The sequence below is a fragment of the Schleiferilactobacillus harbinensis genome, from assembly GCF_008694105.1.
GTDB lineage: Bacteria > Bacillota > Bacilli > Lactobacillales > Lactobacillaceae > Schleiferilactobacillus > Schleiferilactobacillus harbinensis.
Map to the genome: position 1 here is coordinate 3009135 of NZ_CP041364.1, position 22794 is coordinate 3031928.

The 22794-nt window shown below is 54.5% G+C and carries 19 protein-coding genes; 13 read left to right on the forward strand and 6 right to left on the reverse strand.

Annotated features, from left to right (window positions below):
• Window positions 1–34: 34 nt before the first annotated feature.
• A complete protein-coding gene (locus tag FMM01_RS14870) occupies window positions 35–745 on the reverse strand; it encodes an ABC transporter ATP-binding protein (RefSeq protein ID WP_150393037.1) in 711 nt (236 codons plus the stop codon).
• Window positions 745–1803 (reverse strand): ABC transporter permease, encoded by a 1059-nt coding sequence (locus FMM01_RS14875; RefSeq protein ID WP_063516080.1) that lies wholly within the window; start codon window positions 1801–1803, stop codon window positions 745–747. Before FMM01_RS14875 ends, FMM01_RS14870 begins: the two co-directional genes overlap by 1 nt.
• Window positions 1804–1884: 81 nt before the next feature.
• Here FMM01_RS14875 and FMM01_RS14880 point away from each other — a divergent pair, with 81 nt between their 5' ends.
• From FMM01_RS14880 to pyrE, 4 genes are all read left to right on the forward strand, one after another.
• Complete coding sequence (locus tag FMM01_RS14880; protein WP_027828753.1) at window positions 1885–2463, forward strand: TetR/AcrR family transcriptional regulator; 579 nt, start codon at window positions 1885–1887, stop codon at window positions 2461–2463.
• A gap of 51 nt (window positions 2464–2514) precedes the next feature.
• On the forward strand, window positions 2515–3183 hold the full coding sequence (locus tag FMM01_RS14885; protein WP_146994066.1) for an HAD hydrolase-like protein: 669 nt from the start codon (window positions 2515–2517) through the stop codon (window positions 3181–3183).
• A 200-nt stretch (window positions 3184–3383) separates the two neighbouring features.
• A complete protein-coding gene (pyrF, locus tag FMM01_RS14890; protein ID WP_150393038.1) occupies window positions 3384–4112 on the forward strand; it encodes an orotidine-5'-phosphate decarboxylase in 729 nt (242 codons plus the stop codon).
• Window positions 4112–4738 carry an orotate phosphoribosyltransferase gene (gene pyrE, locus FMM01_RS14895; protein ID WP_063516077.1) on the forward strand — a complete coding sequence of 209 codons (627 nt, stop codon included), beginning with the start codon at window positions 4112–4114 and terminating at the stop codon, window positions 4736–4738. The genes pyrF and pyrE overlap by 1 nt, the downstream gene beginning before the upstream one ends.
• 80 nt (window positions 4739–4818) lie before the next feature.
• Here pyrE and rlmN read toward each other — a convergent pair whose 3' ends face one another.
• Window positions 4819–5919, reverse strand: a complete 1101-nt coding sequence (rlmN, locus tag FMM01_RS14900) for a dual-specificity RNA methyltransferase RlmN (RefSeq protein ID WP_150393039.1) — start codon at window positions 5917–5919, stop codon at window positions 4819–4821.
• Window positions 5920–6077: 158 nt separating this feature from the next.
• Between rlmN and FMM01_RS14905 the strand changes: the two genes are divergently transcribed.
• Together FMM01_RS14905 and FMM01_RS14910 are read left to right on the forward strand one after the other, a co-directional pair.
• On the forward strand, window positions 6078–7448 hold the full coding sequence (locus FMM01_RS14905; protein ID WP_150393040.1) for a glycoside hydrolase family 1 protein: 1371 nt from the start codon (window positions 6078–6080) through the stop codon (window positions 7446–7448).
• Window positions 7449–7753: 305 nt separating this feature from the next.
• Window positions 7754–10015 (forward strand): bacterial Ig-like domain-containing protein, encoded by a 2262-nt coding sequence (locus tag FMM01_RS14910; protein WP_150393041.1) that lies wholly within the window; start codon window positions 7754–7756, stop codon window positions 10013–10015.
• Between the two features lie 71 nt (window positions 10016–10086).
• Here the strand turns inward: FMM01_RS14910 and FMM01_RS14915 are convergent, their stop codons facing one another.
• On the reverse strand, window positions 10087–11724 hold the full coding sequence (locus tag FMM01_RS14915) for a peptide ABC transporter substrate-binding protein (RefSeq protein WP_063517013.1): 1638 nt from the start codon (window positions 11722–11724) through the stop codon (window positions 10087–10089).
• A 174-nt stretch (window positions 11725–11898) separates the two neighbouring features.
• Between FMM01_RS14915 and FMM01_RS14920 the strand changes: the two genes are divergently transcribed.
• From FMM01_RS14920 to FMM01_RS14950, 7 genes are all read left to right on the forward strand, one after another.
• Complete coding sequence (locus FMM01_RS14920) at window positions 11899–12291, forward strand: iron-sulfur cluster biosynthesis family protein (protein WP_150393042.1); 393 nt, start codon at window positions 11899–11901, stop codon at window positions 12289–12291.
• A gap of 153 nt (window positions 12292–12444) precedes the next feature.
• The gene (locus FMM01_RS14925; protein ID WP_146994074.1) at window positions 12445–13212 is read left to right on the forward strand and encodes a (Fe-S)-binding protein; all 768 of its coding nucleotides are present in this window, start codon (window positions 12445–12447) and stop codon (window positions 13210–13212) included.
• Between the two features lie 13 nt (window positions 13213–13225).
• Window positions 13226–14707, forward strand: coding sequence for a LutB/LldF family L-lactate oxidation iron-sulfur protein (locus FMM01_RS14930; RefSeq protein ID WP_150393043.1), 1482 nt, complete (start codon window positions 13226–13228; stop codon window positions 14705–14707).
• Window positions 14697–15401 carry a LutC/YkgG family protein gene (locus FMM01_RS14935; protein ID WP_150393044.1) on the forward strand — a complete coding sequence of 235 codons (705 nt, stop codon included), beginning with the start codon at window positions 14697–14699 and terminating at the stop codon, window positions 15399–15401. The genes FMM01_RS14930 and FMM01_RS14935 overlap by 11 nt, the downstream gene beginning before the upstream one ends.
• A gap of 72 nt (window positions 15402–15473) precedes the next feature.
• Window positions 15474–15935 carry a DUF6568 family protein gene (locus tag FMM01_RS14940; protein WP_190973393.1) on the forward strand — a complete coding sequence of 154 codons (462 nt, stop codon included), beginning with the start codon at window positions 15474–15476 and terminating at the stop codon, window positions 15933–15935.
• A 226-nt stretch (window positions 15936–16161) separates the two neighbouring features.
• The gene (gene kdsA, locus FMM01_RS14945; protein WP_027828899.1) at window positions 16162–17013 is read left to right on the forward strand and encodes a 3-deoxy-8-phosphooctulonate synthase; all 852 of its coding nucleotides are present in this window, start codon (window positions 16162–16164) and stop codon (window positions 17011–17013) included.
• Window positions 17000–17956, forward strand: a complete 957-nt coding sequence (locus FMM01_RS14950) for a KpsF/GutQ family sugar-phosphate isomerase (RefSeq protein WP_150393046.1) — start codon at window positions 17000–17002, stop codon at window positions 17954–17956. Before kdsA ends, FMM01_RS14950 begins: the two co-directional genes overlap by 14 nt.
• Window positions 17957–18014: 58 nt before the next feature.
• Here FMM01_RS14950 and FMM01_RS14955 read toward each other — a convergent pair whose 3' ends face one another.
• Window positions 18015–21053, reverse strand: a complete 3039-nt coding sequence (locus FMM01_RS14955; protein ID WP_150393047.1) for an alpha-mannosidase — start codon at window positions 21051–21053, stop codon at window positions 18015–18017.
• Between the two features lie 30 nt (window positions 21054–21083).
• Window positions 21084–22751 (reverse strand): alpha,alpha-phosphotrehalase, encoded by a 1668-nt coding sequence (locus FMM01_RS14960; protein WP_150393048.1) that lies wholly within the window; start codon window positions 22749–22751, stop codon window positions 21084–21086.
• Window positions 22752–22794: the final 43 nt, after the last annotated feature.

Here is a 22794-nt window from a genome sequence, read left to right on the forward strand (position 1 = left end):
ACCCAGGCTAACACATCTTTCGGGTTAACTTTTCCTAAACCGCCGCCGCGCGGATTTTCTGCACGCCGCTGGCGTCCAGCTTTTGCAAAACACCATCGCGCATTTCATAAACGGTATCAACCGTATCCAGTAACCGGGTGTCGTGGGTGATCATCACCACACCCCGGTTCATTTTGTGGGCAATAGTGGCCAGCAGTTCGGTGACCTGTAAAGCCCGGCTGGTATCCAGACTGGCGGTGGGTTCGTCGGCCAGGATGATCGGCGGGTCGTTATACAGCGCTCGGGCGATAGCCACCCGCTGCCGTTCGCCGCCGGAGAGTTCCGCCGGGTAGCTGCGGGCCAAGTCGGTGATGCCCAGCATAGTGAACAGCGAATCCATTGACATGGCGTGCTGCTTGTGGTGGTTGAAGCGGTCCACCAGGGCTAATTGATCCTTCACGGTGAGGAAGGGAATCAGGTTGCTGCCCTGGAGCATGAAGCCGAAGGTGTTGAAGCGCAGGTCGGTGCGCTGGTGTTCGCTGTAATTGGTGGTATCCTCTCCGTTGATCAGGACCTGGCCGCTGGTAGGCTGCTGCAGGCTGCCCATGATCGTCAGCAACGTCGTTTTACCCGAGCCGGACGGACCGATGACTGTGGCAAACTCGCCTGACGATAATGTGAAGTCGGTGGGATGCAGGGCCGTGACCGCAGTGTGGCCGCTGCCGTAAACTTTGGTCACTTGTTTCAAATCAATTAATGCCATGATTATTCGCCTCCAATAGCTTCCAGCGGGTCGATGTGCAGGATCCGGCGCAGGGAGAATAGACCGCCCACGAGGGACATCACGATCAAGGCCGCGGTGATGATCGCCAGCAGCAGGGGATCGGAATAGAACGGAATCGTTTTAGGCAGCCACAGCGCCGTCAGGGCTAATAGGCCGATCCCAATACCCACGCCGACGACGGCCAGGACCAGGATTTGCCAGAACAAGGCCGCGACGATGGCGCTGGTACGGATTCCTTGGGCGCGCATGACGCCGTACATGCCGATTTTTTGAATCGTCAGGATATACATGAAGATCCCGATGATCAACAGTGTAATGCCGATCATCGCCCCAATCATCAGCATGAAAGTCATCGTTTGGGCCGTGTAGCCGGGGATGTTGGTGATCAGCGCCGCTTTGGTTACCTGTTCCGTGTTTTTCGGCAGGTTCTTCAGCTTTTTTGGACTGACAACAGCTGACACGTTAGCAATTTGTTTTTGCCCGAATTTGATTTGCCGATATGTGGCTAAACTCGTGTAGAATACAGGTACAGTGGCAAACCGGCGGTCGTGGGTCAGCCCGACGATGCGGTATTTTTGCGTACTGCCATTCAGCGTGATCCGGTCCCCTTGTTTGACGCCGTAGTAGGTCACGCTGTCGTCGGCCAGCACTTCGCTGTTCTTCGCCGGCAGCCGACCGCTGGTCACCTTGGGGCGTAAGCGGCCGTCAAGGTTGATACCGAAAATGTTGCTGTTCAGCTTCTTATTGGTCGTTGGGTTTTCCGCCACCACGGTCATTTGGCCGAGCAGGCTCGTGCCTTTTTTCGCCGCATCGGTATACTGATCTTTGGTCAGCACCGAGCTGAGCAGGTTCTTGTTGGCATACTTGGACATGAGCACGTAATTCCCCGGCAGCGCGTCGATTGCGGTCCGGTTATTCCGGGCCAGACCAGTGGCTAGACCAGTGAGGAAAAACACCAGGTAAGAAATGAGCACAAAGGTCACGATCACTAGCAGGTAGCGGGCTTTATTGTGCATAATTTCTTTAATTGCCAGAAACATAGGGCAGACCTCCAATCTCTTGTGTGGGCCTATTATACCACCTCATTTATCAGTTGATAAACGAAAAGGACTGAAAAATAATTGAACTTACGAGAAAAGCAAAAACAGGACACGATGCAGAAAATCCTGCGCGCGGCCCAAGCCTTATTCATGACCCAGGGTTACACCAGCGTCACCACCCGGGCCATCGCGGAAGCCGCCGATGTGCGGCAGCCTTTGATTTATCATTATTTCGGTACCAAGGAGAAACTCTATCTCACTGTCGTGATGCACGTCAGTGACGCCATGGCCGCCCTGATCACTAAGGCTACCGCTGGGTCGGCGAGTTTTGCCGTCAAGCTGCAGCGGCTGGGCCATCAGCTCACCAATCAAGACCCGATGGATCTGCAATTGGTGCTGCATGATGTATTTCAAATGGGGCCGGCTGTCCGGCAAACCGTTGTCGCTGCTTGGGAAAAGGGATTTTTACTGCCGCTGGATGCTTTTTTTGCCGCCTACCGGGCGCAGCTGCAGCCGGCTTATGCCATTCGGGATATTACCCTCTATTTTCTAACCATCCTGTCGGCTTTTTTGCCCATGCCCGCCATGCGTCAGCGTTCTGGCCGGCTGACACTGGACACGGCGCTGGTCATGTTCCGTACCGGCGTGGAGACTGTTTGAAGGAACTGGTATAATGAGGACAATTTACTCATTATAGAAAGCGGGACGCATGTGACACAACTTTTCTTCGATTTTGACGGTACGATTGCTAACTCTGAGCAAGGCATCGTGGCCGGTATTAAATACTTTGTCAAAAAAATGCAGTTGACGCCGTTGACCAATGATCAGTATCGGTTGTTTATCGGGCCAACGCTGAGCGCCAGTATGCATCAGTTTTACCCGACTTTAGATAACACGGCGGTGAAGCAAGCAATTGATTTGTATCAGGAGTATTATGCCGATCAGGGCATCTTTGAAATGCAGATTTATCCTGGTGTGATTCCAGTTTTGCAGCAGTTGCACGCAGCGGGCTTCACCATGAATGTGGCTTCCACGAAGCCGGAAGCGATGATTGACCGAATCGTCCAGCATTTTGATTTGAATCCTTATTTCAGCGGGCTTTACGGCGCTACGATGGACGAATCCATCCGCAGTTCGAAGACTGACGTATTGGCCTATGCGTTGAAAGAAGCAGACGCGGCGGCCAGCAACAGCATCATGATCGGTGACCGCAACACGGATATGATCGGCGGTCGCGATAACGGTGTGCCGACGATCGGCGTGCTGTACGGGTTCGGCGATCGGTCGGAGCTCAGTGCAGCGGGGGCGGACGTGATCGTGAGCCAGCCGCGGGATATTCCGGCGGGGATTGAAGAGATTTTGGTCGGCAGCGTGAAATAACCACCCTTGACCAACGCCCTAAAATGTCGTATGGTATTGAACAAATCAAACAAGCCACTTTAACCGAGTCCTGCGAGGCTCCGAAGTGAACGGAACAGACCGGTATTCGGTCTGGGGAGCTTTGGCGCGCGGAATAGGCCAAAGCTTTTTTTGTAGGCAAGACCGGTGAAGGGGCAACAATTGGCAAAGGATGGCGGATGATGGATAGACCAGTAATTATCGCGTTGGATTTCGTGGATGGCAGCGCGGCGCAGGCACTCTTGGATCAGTTTAAAGGCGAATCCGGTCTTTGGGTCAAGGTTGGCATGGAGCTGTTTTACCGGGAGGGGCCGCAGTTTATTACCCAACTCCGGGACAAGGGCTATCACGTCTTCTTGGACCTGAAGCTGTACGATATTCCCCACACCGTCCACCAAGCCATGCAGCAAATCGGCCGGCTGGGCGCGGAATTGACCACCGTCACCGGCCTGGGCGGCGCGGACATGATCCGCGCGGCGAAAGAGGGTCTGCTGGAGGGGTCTGCTGAAGCCGGGACGAAAGCACCGAAACTGCTGGCTATTACCCAACTCACCTCCATGGACGAACGGGCGATGCACTGCACGATGCAAAACGACGAGTTCTCCCTGCTGGATTCCGTGGTGCACTTGGCGCAGCTGGCCGCCACGTCTGGGGCGGACGGTGTCATCAGTTCGGCACTGGAGGTCGGCAAGATTCATGACGCCACCCCCAGCGGCTTCCTCACTGTGAATCCCGGTATTCGACTGGCTGCCGATGCCCGGGATGACCAGTCCCGGGTCGTCACGCCGCAGCGGGCCGCGGAACTGGGCAGCGACGGTATCGTCGTCGGCCGGTCCATCACCCAAGCCAGCGATCCGCTGGCCGCTTATCACACCATCCGCCAACAATTCGAAGGGAGTACCGTCCGCTAATGCAAACTAATGAACAGATCGCCAAAGACTTACTGGATATCCAAGCCGTCACCCTCGCCCCGCACAAGCCTTTCACGTGGGCCAGCGGGATCAAGGCCCCCATTTATACCGACAATCGGTTGACTATCGGCTACCCGGAGATTCGCGGCCGGATCAGCGCGGGGTTGGCCCGGCTGATCATGACGGAATATCCGACCGTTACCGACATCGGCGGCGTCGTCACCGCGGGGATTCCCCATGCCACCAGTACCGCCGACCGGTTGGGCCTGCCGCTGCTGTATGTGCGGTCTAAGCCTAAGGATCATGGCGCGGGCAAGCAGGTGGAGGGGCACGTGGCCCAAGATGCCCAAGTAGTTCTGATCGACGATCTGATCTCCACTGGCGGCAGTGTGCTTAAAGCGGCGGAGGCCGTGGAAAAAGCAGGCATTAAGGTACTCGGTGTCGCCGCCATCTTCACGTATGAATTGCCCGCGGCGACGGAAAACTTTGCCAAGGCGGGGTTGCCGCTGCACACCTTGACTAACTATACGACGCTGATCCATCAAGCCGAGAAGGCTCATATTTTGACCGCTGAGGAACGGGAATCGCTGTTGACCTGGCGGGAAGACCCGTGGGCGTGGAAATAGACTAATTGATGCGTTAAAAAGGACGATTGCTCGGCCATGGTGCTGGCGGGCAATCGTCCTTTTTGTTTGTGCTGCTTGGCCTATTGAGCCGCCTGAGCGTTCTCCGGCAAGCGCACACCAATCGTGTTCTTCTTATGCAGCATATTGCTCCGCAACTGGCCGCAAGCGGCGTCGATATCGCCGCCGTGTTCTTTGCGGACGACGCAGTTGATGCCGCCGCGGTAAACAATGTCGTGGAACTTGGCAATATTCTCTGGGGTGCTGCGGCTGTATTGGGGATGTTCCACAACGGTGTTGTAGGGGATCAGGTTCACAAAAGCCAATTTCTTGAATGGCGTCAGCAGTTCCACCAGTTCATGGGCTTCTTTTGGATGGTCGTTCACATCATTGAGCATGATGTATTCAAAGGTGATCCGCCGATTAGTGGTCGTTGTGTAGTAATCAATGGCCGCAAATAATTTCTCCAGCGGCCACGCCCGATTGATGCGCATGATGCTGCTGCGCAGGTCGTTATTCGGAGCGTGGAGCGAGATAGCCAGATTGACTTGCAGGTGCAGGTCGGCGAATTCCCGAATCTTATTAGCCAGCCCAGAAGTGGATACGGTGATGTGGCGGGCACCGATATCCAAACCGTGCTGATCATTAATAATATGAATGAAGTTGATCACGTTGGTGAAGTTATCAAACGGTTCGCCAATGCCCATCACGACAACATGGCTGACCCGCTCGCCCTCGCCGGCGGCGTCCAGGTAATGCTGGACCTGCATGATCTGGGCGACAATTTCGCCGGCCGTCAGGTCCCGCTGCTTCCGGATCAGACCGCTGGCGCAGAAGGTACAGCCGATGTTGCAGCCGGATTGGGTGGTGACACAGACCGAAAGACCGTAATCCATGTACATCAGGACAGTTTCGATGAGCAGCCCATCGGCCATCCGGAACAACCATTTCGTCGTTTTATCCGTGGCCGTCAGTTTCTGCACCACGGTGAGCGGGCTGAACGTAAAGTTGTCGTTCAATTGCGCAATCAGGGCATCCGGCAGGTTCTTCATTTCCGCAAACGAAGTCACCCGGTGCTGATAGAGCCATTCCCAAACTTGGGCGGCACGATATTTTTTCTGGTCATTGGCCGCCATCCAGTCCTGTAATTGGGCTTGGGTGAGACCGTAAATCGAATTCTGCATAATTTCCTCCTTGGGACGGCTGTCCCACCTCAACGTACCTAAGTATGCTTCAGTCTACCGGGCTGGACCAATAATTGCAAGGCCGGAAAGCCCTTTCGCCCGCCGCAGGAATCCCTTATACTGAAGATAAATCAGTATGTGAAGGAGAATGCGAAATCATGACGACATTGCGTGACGATTTTTTCTGGGGTAATTCCACATCCAGTATGCAGACCGAAGGGGCGACGAACGAAGGGGGCAAGGGCCCGTCGGTGTATGATGTGCGGCCGGCCACGGAGAACGCCAGCGACTGGTCCGTGGCGATTGACGAGTATCACCGCTATCCCGAAGATATCGCGCTGATGAAAGATTTGGGGATGAATTTCTATCGTTTCCAAATTTCTTGGAGCCGGGTTCAACCGACGGGCGAGGGGGTGTTTAACGAAGCGGGGATCGCCTTTTACGATCGGCTGATCAATGATCTGCTGGCGGCCGGCATTCAGCCGATGATTTGTCTGTATCATTTCGACATGCCCTTGGCTTTAGCCCAGAAATACAACGGCTTCCTGAATCGGCACGTGGTGGACGCGTTCTATGTTTACGCCCAAGAAATGCTGAAGCGGTTCGGCGATCGGGTACGGTACTGGATTACCTTTAATGAACAGAATCTCTATAGTCTGACCGATGCCTTCGTGATCGCCGGCTACCTTGAAGGGCCCCGCTCGCTCCATGATCTCTACCAGATCCAGCACAATGTGGCGCTGGCCCATGCGCTGGTGGCGAACACGGTGCACGCCGATTATCCGGAGCTGCAAATTGGCGGCATGGTCGCGTACCAGCAGGTTTATCCGGCAACAGCCAATCCCCAAGACGTGGCGGCAGTGCGCCGGTTCAAGGAATATGTGATGGATAATCTGGTGGATATTTTTACCACCGGCCAATATTCCCCGGAAGTTGTGAGCTTCATGCAGCGCAACCATTTGGCGGATATCTTGAAGCCGGCAGAACTGGATATTATCAGCCAGACCCGCAGCGATTTCCTGAGCTTCAGTTATTATTCCAGTGCCGTGATGGACAGTACTAAGATTCCGCTGGGGACCGTGCCGAATTACTATCCGCAAGTTGGGGTGGGGCACAGTCCGTATCTGCCAACGAATGAATGGCAATGGCAGGTGGATCCCCAGGGTTTCAATACGGTCCTGCACGATCTCTATAACCGCGGCCGGGTGCCGGTCTTCCCGATTGAGAACGGGATCGGCTTGCGGGAGCATTGGGACGGTAAGCACATGATCCAGGATGATGCGCGGATCCTGTATATGCGCGAACACATTCAAGCCTTGAAGGATGCGGTGGCTGAAGGCGTGGACGTCCTGGGCTACTTGGGTTGGGGCTTGATCGATATTCCCAGTTCTCAGGGTAATATGGATAAGCGCTATGGCGTGGTTTATGTGAACCGCGGAAACCACGATTTGAAGGATCTGAAGCGGGTGCCAAAGAAGAGTTATGCGTGGTTGAAAGAGGCTATTCAGAGCAATGGGGCGGTGCTGTAAGCGGTAAAGCTGTATAGGAACGTTCGGGGGGGAATCGCCGAACGTTTTTAATTTGTCATTTTTCCCATACCGTGGACTAAAAAAATGGGGAATGAGGGCGCTTACTGATGGTGTGCAGCAGGATGTAAAAAAATATTCTGAGGTCGAGGAAACGGCTGGCGTAACAAAGATTATGGAGCTTGACAGGCAACTTGTTACTGGTCACCAAGTGGGAAATATTTGTCCATTGAAATATACATTGACCAAGGTGAATGTTATATTGGTGTCGTAATAACCATCACCATTCATGGCAGGGGGCGAGAACGGTGGTTTGGGATAGCATATGGGACGCTTGTTACAAATCTATCAAGGTGGTCATTGTAGGGCTCAGTGTCACTCTATTTGGCTTGGTGTCTGCCCAAACGGTCACGGCCGCAACGCCGTCTGCGGTGGTGCGGCAGAGTGATCCGTTAGCCGTGGGCGCGAGCAGTGCCCGCTTATTCGCAAAGGATGCGCTGCCAACGGCGCCGACGCTCACCGCACGGCCCCACTTGTCCAATTTCTATATCGATGCATCTGGTTATGCAATTTATGGCGGTACGGGGGAAATAAACATCAATGCCTATAATACTTCTAGTGATGGGCAGCTATATGGCTTTTATTTGGTATTACCGATTCAGGTAACGGGCCAATTAGCAGAAATACAGGAGGCCGCGAACACTTTTGTGACGGGCTTACAGAATTATATGCAAGGCGGACAACATTTCTACACCATAGCAAGCATCAAAGTTTATCAACTGGACAATACGACGGATGGCCGAGAAGTCTTCTATTTCCGGCCCAATGATGGCGCCACTAAGATGAGTGGCGAACCGACGAACTGGGTCAAGTTTCCCGTGCCGATCCAAATTAAGGCCAAAAAAGACCTCAGTATCAGCGAACAAAATGCAGTGCAATTTAATGCCAACAACGATGATGAACTATTGAAGTACAGCGTTTTGTTTGCTGGTTTTGGTGCGTATCCCGGGCTTGGCGATCCTTATCCCACAATCAAGCCTAGCCAAATCGGTGTTTCTCAGGCACCAGACACTTATATTTCAGCCATTTCTTATGGCAACATTAGACGTACCCTGAATTTGACTGATGCTACTGTCACCGAGACCTATAATGTAGTGAACGCCGATACCGGCGCAACGATTAAGACAATAACGAAAGTGGGCCAGACTGGGACGACGTATTCGCGGGTTGGGCTCGTTGATACTTTGGCGAGTCTTGGTCTCAAGAGCAGTGAATATTGGGGACCGAGTTTGACAATTGACTCGGGAACCTTGACGGATCCGGCAGTGCCGTTTGTACCAACTAGGTGGTCTGCACCAACAGCAAACCCTGCTGTGGATGGTCAGACTTATACAATCAAGGTCAGCCCAATCAAAACTAACTTGCAACTTAAACCAGTGATGATCACTCCGGGGAGCAAGTGGCAGCTGAGCGACAGTGTCCAACAACTGACTGGCCCGGATGGTAAGACCTTGTCGCTTACGGATGTCAAAGCCACTGGGGTGGATCAGGTGAACACGAATGCGGCTGGTCAATATCCAATCAGTATCAGTTATACCGATGCGCAGGGCAACGTCACCACGGCCAAAAGTGTGGTTATGGTTGGTTATACGGATAGGGGCTTAGCCTGGTATGATACTGATGTTGACGGTGTTTATACGAACATGGAGAGCAAGCTGGATGGCACTAAGCAGCCCATCCGGTTCCAGTTATTCAAACAAAATACGACCACAGGGGCGTGGACCGTGGCCGCCCATTACGATCCGAGCAGCGCGCCGACTTTTCTCAGCACTGCGCCAGTGAGTATTAACAGCAGCGGTGACTATCAGTTAGCAATACCCAGTGCGGGAACGTTCAAAATTGGCATTGCCCAAGCTGATTTACAGGCCTTGCATTATTCGCTCACCAAGTTGAATGGCGGATACGATGTCACGACTAATTCGGCATTTGATCCTAAAATAACCGGGAATGATGGCAGTACGGCGTATTATTTAACCCAAAACGCGTACACGATTCCTGCTACTGGTGCATTGAGCACCAACGATGCTGCTGCTTTGGGACAAATTGCAGCGGGTGTGTACACGAGCCAAGTCGGTTTAATCAGCTTAACGCCGCCGACGTTAGATTTCGGCAAGCAGGTTATTCCCTATCAGACGACCACCTATGCCAATCAAAACGCTGCCGGCAATCAGCTGATTTACTCGGATAACCGGACAGTTTTCCGGTCGCCTTTCAGCATCAGTGTGCAGGCCGGCGACTTCATTGACCAGACCGACAGCCAGCATAGTGTGGGCTTGCAGCAGTCATTTCTGACCTTCCAACAACTCGGAGCAGGCATGCCCAGTTTCAAGGTGTACACTGGCGGCAGTGATGTCACATTGTTCACAGTCGAAAATTCAAAGGCAGGGGCGACGATGATCATGCTGAATCCGCCGCAGCTTACTGTACCCGGTGTATCAGGCACCACCACGATTCAGGCCAATCATCAATATCAAGCAAAATTGACGTGGACACTGACGGATGGCATTTAAGGCAATAGAATAGGCCGGCTATCCCGTATCGGATGGTCGGCCTATTGGCGTGCTTTTACGTGGACTTGTTTCTATTTTTTGATCTTTGCCCCAATCAGATCAAAGGTGCCGCCGGGGGTGGTCTTCAAGCCTTGAATCTTCGGGTTCACGAGGTGGGCTTGGACCCGTTGATAGATTGGAATGACGCCCTGTTCCTGCGTCAGCAGCTGCTGCGCCTGAACCATGACTTGCCAGCGCTTGGTTTCGTTGGTCGCATACGTGGTCTGGCTTTCATTGATCAGCTTGTCGAACGTCGCGTTGGACCACTTGCCGTCGTTATAGCTGCCGTCGGTGGTGAACAGGTCCAAGAAGGTGATGGGATCGGTGAAGTCGGCACTCCAGCCAGAGAGAACCATGTCGAATTGGCCGTCCTGACTGCGGGTGAGCCGGGTCTTAAAGGGTACCGTCGAAATCGTCACCTTGAGACCCGGGAGATTCTTCTCCAAGGTGTTCTGGAAGTATTCAGCCGACCGTTTAGCGTTATCGGTGTCATCCGTCAACAGTTCCAAGGTCAGGTTCTGCTTGCCCACTTCCTGCATACCAGCAGTCCACAGGGCTTTGGCTTCCTTAGGATTATAGCTGGTATATTTCGTGTAACCCTGAGCCGCTTCTTTAGAGAAATCCTCTTTCGTGGTTGGATTCTCGGCCAAGCCGCTGGGGGTGACCGTGGGCGCATCGATCGAACCATCTTGGAGCACTTTCTTGATGTATTCTTCCCGGTTGATTGCCATGGACATCGCTTGGCGCAACTTGGTGTTCTTGAAGGCAGGGACCTTCTTCTCATTCAGTTCCAAATAGAAGACACTGGTTTGTTTGATGCCGCGGTAATCCTTTTGGGTCTTTGCCTGGGCCGCTTGATCGCCGGTCAGTGCGGCATCGTCCAGTTTGCCGGATTGGAAGAGGTTCATCGCCGTGGTAGCGTCCTTCACCGCGGTGACATTGATTTGGTCAATGTGAACGTTCTTAGCGTTCCAATAGGTCGGATTCTTGACTTCTTGCCAAGAATTATTCGACCCATTCCAACCGGTCAGCTTGTACGGGCCATTGGCCAGGGTGTATTTCGCCTGGGTCCCGTATTTGCTGCCCATCTTTTTGACGTATTTTTCATTTTGCGGGAAGAAAGGCCCATTGACCATCATCTTTTGGAAATAGGGGATCGGGTGCTCTAAAGTCACCTGCAAGGTGTGCTTATCCAAGGCCTTAACGCCCAGCGTTGCCGGCTTCTTCGTGCCTTTCATGACCGCATCGGCGTTGACCACGCCGGAATAGAGATACGCATATTGGGACTTCGTGGCCGGATCAACGGTGCGCCGCCAGGCAAAAACAAAGTCATCAGCCGTTACTGGATCGCCGTTGCTCCACTTGGCATCCCGCAGTTTAAAGGTATAGACAGTCCCGTTTTTGGTGGGCTTGACGATTTTCGTGGCAATCGCCGGTTTGAGCTCGGTGCCGGAATACCGGTAGAGGCCGTCCGTGGTGTCGTTGATTGCTGTACCGGAAATGGCATCGGTGGATTTCGACGGATCCATGGTGGAAATGATGTCGCTCTCCATCCGGGACCAGGTCGACTTGCTGGCGCTTGTCCCGCTCGCTTTGTTTTGACAGCCGGCCAACAGCATTAATGTCGCCACTGCCGCGCCCGCCGCTTTAAATCCTGTTGTGATCCTCATCCAAAAGCCCCCCATAAATAATTTATCTCACCTTACTACAATGAAATGGCAATGTAAATATAAATACAATATTTTTCAAAACGTATTGGCCCGCGTCTCGGAATCGTGGTATACTGAATTCGTTGAAAAGATTGTACACAATTGAATGGATCACAAAGAAAGGATCGATGACTGATGAAAATCAACATCAAAGACACGGCCCGCGACTATTTGGCAGAGAAAATCTCCCCGGATCAATACGTTTTTCTGGGTTTGGACGACGGTTCCAGCAAGTTCTCTAAGCTGGGCGGTTCCTGCTCTGTGGGCGGCAAGTTCCAACTGGTCCTTTCTGACCAACCGGATGCTGACTACACCATTCCGTTAGAAAACAACGGCGGCTACAAGATGTTCACATCAAAGGAAGAAACACCTTACCTGGAAAACGGCTTGTACTTGCAATTCAACAACGCCGCGCTGGGCTTGGGCTCTGACGGTGGGCTGCTGGATGGTGCGATGCGAGTGACCAAGGCTGATCCGAGTCAGATCACCAAGGCCGATATGGAAGCTTTAGGCGGCAAGATCTGCTAATCACTCAGTGAACAAATAAGCGGTGGGCTGGTAATCATAGGATTATCGGCCCACCGCTTTTTGCGTTCCTGGGTGAAACCGCTGTACTTTATTCATACCCAGCAGTACACTAAAAGAGACCTAGGTATGTTTAGAGGGAGCGGGGTGCGAAAAATGAAAGTTGTAGTCTTTTCAACCTGCGTCGTGGATCTTTTCTTCCCCAATGTCGGGGCCGCGATGGTGGAGGTATTGGAACGGTTCGGCTGTGACACGGTATTGCCGAAGAAGCAGATCTGCTGCGGTCAGCCGACGTTCAATAGCGGCTATGTGATCAATAGCCAGAAGACGATGCGTAACGAAGTCGATGCGTTGTTGAGTGTCGACTGTGATTATATCGTGGGACCGTCGGGGTCCTGCGTGAATATGCTGCATGAATTTCGGATGCACTTGGCCGATGACCCGGAGTACGGGCCCAAGGCGGAGATGTTGGCGAATAAGAGTTATGAATTTTCCCAATTTCTGTATCGCGTGCTGCATATCATCGATGCTGGGGCGGAGTTGGATGCGAAGGCCACGTTCCACCGGTCTTGCCACATGACCCGTCTATTGGGGGAACGGGTCGCGCCATTTGTGCTGCTGGACCACGTCAAGGGCCTGCAGATGATTCCGCTGCCGCACATTGAGAACTGTTGCGGCTTCGGCGGATTGTTTTCAGTTAAGGAACCGGAGATTTCGAAACTGATGGTGGATGAAAAGGTGGATGATGTGACCAGTACCGGCGCCGACATTCTCATTGGGGCGGATCAAGCCTGCCTGATGAACATTGGCGGCCGGTTCTCCCGGCGCAAAGAGCCGATCAAGATCATGCACATCGCCGAAGTACTGAACAGCAACGTGGATATGAGCCGGGTCCGGTACGCCGATACCCCGGCCACTGTGTAAGGGGGCGGGACTGATGGGACTAGAAACAACCAACAAGCCCTTTTTGACCCGGGTGAAAGAGTCAGAACAAGATAAATTCATGCAGAAGTCCGTTGCCAAAGCCCAGGATGCCCAATGGGACAAACGGGAAGCGGCCCGGAAAGAACTGGGCCACTGGCAGGACTGGCGCAATTTGGGGGAACAGATTCGGCAGCATGTCATCCATTATTTGCCGGATTATTTAGAAGAATTCGCAGATAATGTGGAGAAGCGCGGCGGCCATGTTTATTTTGCTAAAAAAGATACCGACGCGGTCAATTACATCACCAATTTAGCCAAAGAAAAGCATGTACAGCGGGTCGTGAAATCCAAGTCCATGGTGACCACCGAGATCGATCTAGACAAGCAATTATTAAAGCTGCCCGGGATGAAGCTGATGGAGACCGACCTGGCGGAATTTATTCTGCAATCGGATAACTGGGATGAACCGACCCACATCGTTTTCCCAACGCTGCATAAGAACCGGGACCAGATTCGCGGCGTGTTTGAAAAATTGGGTTACACCGGCGACAACGATCCCACTCGCATGGCCCGGTTTGCCCGGGAATACCTCCGCGGTTATTTTCTCCAAGCGGACATGGGCATCACCGGCTGCAACTTTGCCATTGCCGATTCTGGACTGATCAATTTAGTGACCAATGAAGGCAATGCCGATCTGACCATGGCGATTCCCAAGACGCAAGTCGTCGTCATGGGGATGGAGCGCCTGGTGCCGAGTCTGAAGGAAGCCGAAGTCCTGGACAATATGCTCAGCCGCAGCGCGGTGGGCCAGAAGCTGACCAGTTATTGTTCCTTCAGCGGCGAGCAGGTCGCGGGCGAAAGCGACGGACCCGAAGATCTGCACGTCGTGATTTTGGACAACGGCCGGTCCAACGCGCTGGGCACCCCCTTTGAATCCGTTTTGCAGTGCATTCGCTGCGGTGCCTGTTTGAATGTCTGCCCGATTTATCGCCACATCGGCGGCCACGGTTACGGCTCGATCTATCCGGGGCCGATCGGCGCGGTATTATCCCCGGTTTTGGACGGGTATGAGAAATTCGGCGACCTGCCCTTTGCCTCCAGCTTGTGCGGGGCCTGTACCGAGACGTGCCCGGTGAAGATTCCGCTGCACCGGTTGCTGATCAAGCACCGGGAAGTGATGATGGACAAACTGAAGACCGACAAGGCCTTTAACAAAGCAATTATGAAGGGCATCGGGATGGGTACGGCGCATTCCGACCTGTTCCAGATGGCGCTGCAATTCGATCATTCCGCCACGCTGCCGTTTGTCTCAAAGAAACCGACCACTGTGGACAATCTGTATAATCACCAAGGCCACATCACCCATGCACCGTCCATGGCCAAGGGCTGGACCGACGTGCGGGATGCCCCGCGGCCGCCGAAGCATACGGAGAATTTCCGCCGCTGGTTCAAGGACCATGAGGCGCAGAAAGGGGCGAGTAACGATGACCAGTGATAATCGCGAGGAGTTTTTGAACTTTATTGCCGCCAAGGCTGAGCGGCCGCGGCATCAATTGACGGATCATCCGTTTGTGCCGCTGAATGATTTACCGGAAACTACCTTGGCAGATAAAACCCCGGCGGAGTTATTTGCCCTGGCCAAGGAAAACAGCGAAGCAGAACACGTGACATTCAAAACGGCGGCCACGGCGGATCTGCCGAGCGTGCTGGACCAGATGATCACGGATAAGACCGCCCAGTCGCTGCTGCTGCCCACGGATGAGCGGATCGCCGCCTATGGGTTAACAGATTGGGCGGCGCAGGTCACGCCGCGGCCGACTTACTGGGATCCGGCGGGCAGTCGAACGGAGAACATTCAGCGGGCCCAAGATGCTGACTTGGCCATCGGCTGTGTGGAGTTCCTCTGCGCTGAATCCGGCACGATCACCGTGGCAACCACGCCGGGGCAGGGCCGCAGCTTTCACTTTCTGCCCAAGCACTACGTCGCGCTGGTGCCCCAAAGCCGGATCGTCCCGCGTTCTCGGCAAGCCATGGACTGGTATGACACGGAATTGAAGGCGGGCCGGCTGCACACGTCGAATATCAACTTCATCACCGGACCATCGAATTCGGGGGACATTGAAATGGTCCTGGTCGTTGGGGTCCATGGGCCGATTGATATGACGTATGTGGTGCTGACGGATAAATAGCGGCATGCAGATTGCAATTCCCACATTGACCTCTTATACTCAGTGTAACTTGATACGAGAGGATCGATGAATATGGCTGAACCGACAACCGAAACCACTGAAAAGACAACGCAATGTGCTGATGGGGCGTGCGTGCTGCCCAAGCAGGCGCCAACCCCGGAGGACGAATTATGGACCGCCCGCATGGCGGCCTATGAGGATCAAGCCCGGGCACTGACCGCGCTGACGGTGCCGGACTTGCGGGCCAAGTTAGCGGCTAACGAGTCGTTGACCGTGGTCTTCAGCCGCAAGAGCTGCCCGTGGTGCCAAGTACTGATGCCGAATCTAGTCTTGGCTCAGGCGGCCACGGGGAAGACGGTGTACTACGTGGATACGCTGAACACTTTGAGCGATCCGGTGCTGAAGGCATTCCGAGACGCGTACGAGATTTCCTTTGTGCCGACTTTACTGGCCTTCCGGGCTGGTCAGGTCGGCGCCAAGTACGACGGCGACCGCAGTATTGCGGATGTTCAATTGTTCTTACAGAATAATTAGTGTAAGTAAACTAGCATGAGGACACGGTGCTGAGCCGTGTCTTTTGTTTTACTCTTAATGGTCTTTTGTTAAGTAAATATTAAGAACATTCGTTATTATTTATTTAGTAACAATTAGTAAGTAAACTGATATGTAAGAGCCTGAGTGCTCTGGCGAAATGACCGTATGCCATGCGGACAGCCTTGTCCGATGGGGAGCGTGGTGAGAAACCAAGGAGGTTTTGACCATGGCGACAATTGCAACGGTTTTTAAAGACTATGGGTTCCATAATGATCAGCTGACGCTGCTAGCCGGCCCGTGTGCCATTGAATCCTATGACACCTGCGCCCAAGTAGCGGAGATTCTCGGGTCCCTGGCGGATGAACTGCATATCAATTATGTCTTCAAGTCGTCCTTCGATAAGGCCAACCGCAGTTCCGGCGAGGCCGATCGCGGCGCTGGGCTGGAAGCGGGCCTGAAGGTGCTGCGCCGGATCAAAGAAACTTACCATGTCCCGATCGTCACCGATGTTCATGAATCTTACCAATGCGCGCCGGTGGCGGAAGTCGCTGACGTGCTCCAAATTCCGGCCTTCCTGAGCCGGCAAACCGATCTGCTGGTGGCGGCCGCCAAGACCGGCCGGGTGGTCAACGTGAAGAAGGGCCAGTTCATGGCGCCAGAGGATATGGGGTCCGTGGTCGACAAGCTGGACCCCTATACGGAAAAAATCCTGTTGACTGAACGCGGTGTTTCCTTCGGTTATCACCGTTTGGTGGTGGACATGCCTGGACTGATCACGATGCGTCAATTTGAGTATCCGGTGATTTTCGATGCCACCCACTCCGTCCAGCTGCCCGGCGGGTACGGCGACCATTCCGGCGGCCAGCGGGACTTTGCTTTTCCGCTGATGCGCGCCGCCCTGACCGTGGGCGTTGATGGAATCTTTGCCGAAGTGCACCCCGATCCGCCTAGTGCCATTTCAGATGCGGACAATCAGCTTTATCTGGCCAAGGCGGCGCCAATTTTCCGCGAGGCCAATACACTGTTCCATGAGTATCAAGCGGCTCAGAAGGGGCGGGTGCAAGATGGCTTATTATGAGATTGCCCAGAAAGTATTTGCCCAGGAAAGTGATGCCCTCACTGGCGTCGCGGCTCGTCTGGATGATCATTTTGATCGGCTGATCGAAATGATTCGCAAAACCGGCGGCCGCTTGATCTTTATCGGTATTGGCAAATCGGAAATCATCGCCCAGAAAATCGCGGCTTCGCTATCGTCCATCGGCCAGCCGAGTTTCGTCATCGATGCGGCCAATGCCTACCATGGTGATCTGGGCCGAGTGGCCAGTGACGACTTGGTGTTCTTCGTGTCCAACAGCGGCGAGACCCAGGAAGTGATTCGTACGTTCTTCGCCCTGCAAGCGATCCATGGCGAAGCACTGACCACGGTCTCCCTCACTGGGGCGCCCCAATCCACGTTGGCCACGAATACGACTCTGGCCATTGATGTCGGTGTGGATGAAGAGGTTGACGTCACCGGGCTGGCGCCCACCGCCTCCACGACCGCCACCCTGGTCTTCGGGGATGCTTTGCTGGTGGTGCTGGAAAAGGTCCGGCAGTTTGACAAGGAAAACTTTGCCCAATTTCATCCCGGCGGCAATATCGGCCGGATGCTGCTGCAGCGAGTGAAGCACGTGATGCATACGCGACTGCCCTACGTAACGGAGGATACACCGATCAATGAAGTGATTTATCGGATCAGCGACTTCGGGTTGGGCATTACAATGGTGCGCAACGGTCAGACCCATGCCATTACTGGGATCGTCACCGACGGGGATATTCGGAAGAAGTTTCTGGATGTCCCCCAGGTCAAGCGGTCCCAGGCGTCGGATTATATGACCCGCGGGTTTATCAGTATCAATCAGGAAGAGCGGAACCAGGCGGCCTGGCAGAAGATGGCGGCGTATAGTATTTCGAATTTGATCGTGGAGGATAACGACCACCAGGTGGTGGGGGTGGTGACGATCCATGATGTGCTTGAATAAGTGAGAAAAGCCCCGCTTGATCAATTGCTGATCAAGCGGGGCTTGTGCGTGCGAGTCGTTACCAAGTGAAGCGTATCGTGCGAATTTCGTAAGGATGCAACGTGAGCGTCACTTGACCCGCCGCCAGCAATTCGGTGGCATCGGTGACGTGTTCATCCAGCGCGGCAGTTTGGGCGGTCTTGGCCGCAAAGCGCGGGGTCAAGCTGAGGCGGTTGTCGGTGCCGGAGTAGTCGTGAACGCGGACGATCAGGGCGGTGCCGTCTTCGCTGATCTTCACCGCATCCAGCGCGGCGGGGTAATCACCGGTGACTGTAAAGAGCGGCGTTAACGTCTCCGCGGTCCGATCAGCGGTGCAGCGCAGCGGTTCATTCAATTCGGCTGCAGCCTGGGGTACTTGGCCGGTGAGAAAATCGCCGGTGTGGGGCAGCAGGGCGTAGGTGAAGGTTTGGATGCCCTCATCTGCCGTGGTGTCCGGGTAGTTGCCGGATTTCAACAGGGATAATGAAATTTGACTGCCTTTGATCCGGTGGCCGTACTTGCTGTCGTTGAGCAGGGCGACGCCGTAATCCCGCTGAGCCAGGTCCACCCATTCGTGGGCGACGGTTTCGAATTTGGCCTGATCCCAGGAGGTGTTGTCGTCTGTCGCTCGGGTGACGTTGCCGTATTGGATATCATAGCGGGCACTGGCCGCGAGGATCGGCGTATTGAAGGCGACCCGCAGCAGCCGCTGACGCTCGTGCCAATCCACTGTGGTACGGAAATCGATTCGCGGGTTGTGGGCGTATAACCGAATGACTTGGGTCATGGTCGACTGACCGAAGGCGTACTGGCTGGTAATATCGGTATACAGCGGGGTATTGGCGGTCACCGCGACTTGATCAGCCTGGAGTACGCTGGCTTTGTCTGGATAATCCGCGTCAATGTTCCAGTTGTCATATTGCAGGGGCCGGTCCTCATACAGGGTGAGGATATTGCCACCGGCATCGGCCAGCACATCCCGCTGGGTCCGCTTATCCCACAATTTGGTCAATGCACCGGTGGCAGCGTAAGTCAGATCATAGAACGGGGTGTGCACGGTCCGGCCGTCAATCACCGCCATGGCGGGCGCCGCGGCAGGCTGCGCTGCTGGCAGGCTGATCGTGCTCAAGGCGGGGACAGTTACCTCCTGGTCACCGATGAGCTGCGTCGTGGTCCAGGGGAGACTGTTGCGGGCCAAAGACTGACCGACCGCGGCGGTGGTCACTTGTGCGTCCAATGCTTGGTGCAGTTTGGCAATGGTCGCAAACAACTGGCTGAATTCTTTCTCGGCATCCTCATAGACTTCGTGAATGGCGGAACCAGGCAGAATATCGTGGAATTGGTTGCGCAGCAGCGTTGTCCAGAGGGTATGCAGTGTTTCTTGGGGATAGGGGAGGCCTTGTTCCACATGGGCCGCCGCATAGCGCATTTCCAAATCCCGCAGGGCATATTCCGCCCGCCGGTTATGGGCTTTGATGCGGGCCTGAGAGGTATAGGTGCCCCGGTGGAATTCCAAGTAGAGCTCGCCCCGCCAGACCGCCACCGGTTCGGCAGCGTGGTGCAGCCGATCCTGGAGGCCGCTGAAGAAATCGGCCACTCGGCCATTATGGATCGTCGGCATCCCAGGCAATTCGTTCAGGATGCGAATATTTTGAATCTGTTCCCGCGTCGGCCCGCCGCCACCATCGCCGTAACCGTAGGCCAACAGCAGATGGTCATTGACCGGTTTGTCCGCGTAAACATGGTAGGTGCCGATGACGGTGTGCGGTGTCACATCGCCGTTATAGGTATACTGCCATTGCGCCGGATCCTCGTAGTTGGTCCAGGGTTCGATGGTCGTGATGAAATGGGTTAGCACCCGGCTGCCGTCGATTCCTTGCCAATAGAAGGTATCATGGGGGACCCGGTTGGTGTCGTTCCAGCTGATCTTGGTGGTCATGAAATTATCGACGCCAAAACCGTGCATGATCTGGGGCAAGGCGGCGGAGTAACCAAAGGTATCCGGCAGCCACAGCACGTGGGCATCCGCATCGAAGTGCTGTTTGAAGTAAGCACTGCCGTAAAGAAATTGCCGCGTCAGTGATTCCCCGCTGGGCATGTTCACGTCCGGCTCCAGCCACGTACCGCCGTCCACTTCCCAGCGGCCTTCAGCTATGCGTTGCGCCACCCGCTGATATAGATCAGGATAATCGTCAGCGAGAAAGGCGAAGTCTTGCGGCGTACTCATGAAGAAGCGATAGTCCGGGTATTCATCCATTAACGCCAAGACCGTGCTGAACGACCGGGCAATTTTCTCCCGGGTATGGCGCAGCCGCCACAGCCAGGCGACATCAATGTGGGTCTGGCCCACAGCGGTGATTTGGTAGCCTTTTTTCTCATGGGGATGCGCAGCAATGAAGGCGTGGATGTCCGCGAGTACCTGGTCGCACACCGGCCCGATCGTCGCTGGGGTCAGGCTGGCCCAATCGAAGCGGCGCAGGCTCTGCTTGACCAGTGTCTGGTAGCTGTAGCGCAGCGGCTCATCGGGCCCGAGTTCCGCCACGGTGCCGACAATGTTCCATAAATAGGCATAACAGTCGACCACGGATTGATTGATGATCCCGGCACTCAAGTCATCCAAGGTATAGTGCTGGATCTGCCGCGGTCCGCCGCCTTCCAAACCAGTCCACAACTTAATGGCAATCGACAGTGTTTGGCCGCTGTAACGGGTGCCAAAGTGGACTTCTTCGTGGTTGCTGTCGACGGCTTGATAGGGTGCGCCATTCACGAATAGCAATCCTTCAAAGCCGGAATTATTCCCGCCGCCGGTGCGGCCTAAGACCGCGTGGAGGACGTAATGGGCGTCTTCGGCCAGCATCGGCACAGTGAGTGAAAAGCGCAGCCAGAAATAATCATCCCGGCCCTGCCACGCCGTGCCTAAACTCACTGGCCGCCACTGGACCGCCGTGGGGATCGTGCGGGTATCCGCCCGTTCGTCCCGGCCCATGGTGATCCCAGTCACGGGAGTAAAATTGTTATAGAAATATGCATGCAAGTAACCCAACTGCTGGGCTGCTTTCTTTTGGAAATGGTCAGCCATACCATCCCTGCTTTCTTTCTTTGATGCTTCTTATTGTACCTGTTTTCCCACTAAAAGAACGGCTTCATAGGGGCGTAAAGTGAATAATTCGCCAGCAATCCGCAGGCCATCCGGGTAGTTGTGGGCTAAGAGGCGGGTATTTCGCAGATCGGCCGCCCGGCGGGACTGGGGCGTCCCGGACCAGTTCGCCCAAACACTGAGAACAGCGGTTTGATTGCGGCGCTGATAGTGCATCACGGTGGTGTCGTCAGGGGCCAGCATATGGAAGTCGCCATCCGTGAAGACTGGATACGCCGGCCGGGCCGCGATGAGCTGCTGGTAGAGGGCAAAAATGCTCTGGGGATCAGCCAGCGCGTCCTTGACGGTGACTGGATCGTCAAGCCCGGGCTGCAACCATGGCGTGCCAGTGGTAAAACCGTAATTGGGCGTATGGTTCCAGTGCATCGGGGTGCGGGCATTGTCCCGGGACTTCTGCTGGAGAATCGCCAGCGCAGTGGCCGTGTCGACGCCTTCCTGGCGCATGGCGGCATAGACGTTGCGGCTTTCCCGATCGTCATATTGATCAATATTTGTGAAATAGGCATTGCGCATGCCGATTTCTTCCCCTTGGTAGATATAAGGCGTGCCCTGCAGCCCAAATTGTACGATAGCCAGCAATTTCTGGGATTCGATCCGGTAACGGTCATCATTCAGGAACCGGGAAATGGCCCGGGGCTGGTCGTGATTGGTCCAAAATAGGGCATTCCAGCCGTGTTCTCTGGCAATGCCCACCTGCCATTTGGTCAGCACCGCCTTTAAGGCCGGCAGCGAAAATTGACCCAGCGTCCACTTGCGGCCATCCGTGTAGTCAATTTTCAGATGCTCAAAGGAAAAGGCCATGGCCAGTTCGTGGTTGGCGGGATTGGTGAACTCTCCGGTTTCGGCCACGCCGGCCGAGGCTAATTCGCCCACGGTGATCATGTGGTTGGGGGCAAATATTTTTTGATTCATCAGCCGCAAGTAGTCATGAACGTGGGGCCCGTTAATGTAGTAAGCCCGGCCGTCGTCCTTGGGTGTGGCTCGGCTGACATTGCCAAAGGGTGTGCGTTTGGAGATCATATTGATCACGTCCAAGCGAAACCCGTCGATCCCTTGTTCTGCCCACCAGGCCATCATCGCTAAGATCTTTTTCCGCAAGACGGGATTATCCCAATTCAGATCCGGCATGTGCTGCTCAAAGATGTGCAGATAATACTGTTGGCGCTCGTCATCCCACTGCCAGGTACTGCCGCTGAAGCGGGACAGCCAGTTAGTTGGCGCCTGGCCCGCCGCGGCGTCTGCCCAGAAGTAGAAATCGGCATACGGGTTCGTTTTGTCCTGCCGGCTGGCCTTGAACCAGGGGTGTTCCGTGGACGTGTGGTTCAGCACCAGATCCATCATGATTCGAATATGGTAGCGATGGGCGACGGCCAGCATTTCTTTGAAGTCGGTCAAAGTCCCGTAACGCGGGTCTATTGTTTGGTAGTCGCTGATGTCGTAGCCATTATCGTATCCCGGTGATGGATACATCGGCGTCAGCCAAATGAGTTGGATACCCAATTCGTGCAAATAAGGCAGCCGTCGAATGATCCCGGGAATGTCCCCAAAGCCGTCCCCGTTGCTGTCTTGAAAACTGCGGGGATAAATCTGATACGCCGTCGCCGTGTGCCACCAAGCCACAAGTAATCACCTTTCTTATCTTAAAAAAGGCCCCAAAATCGGT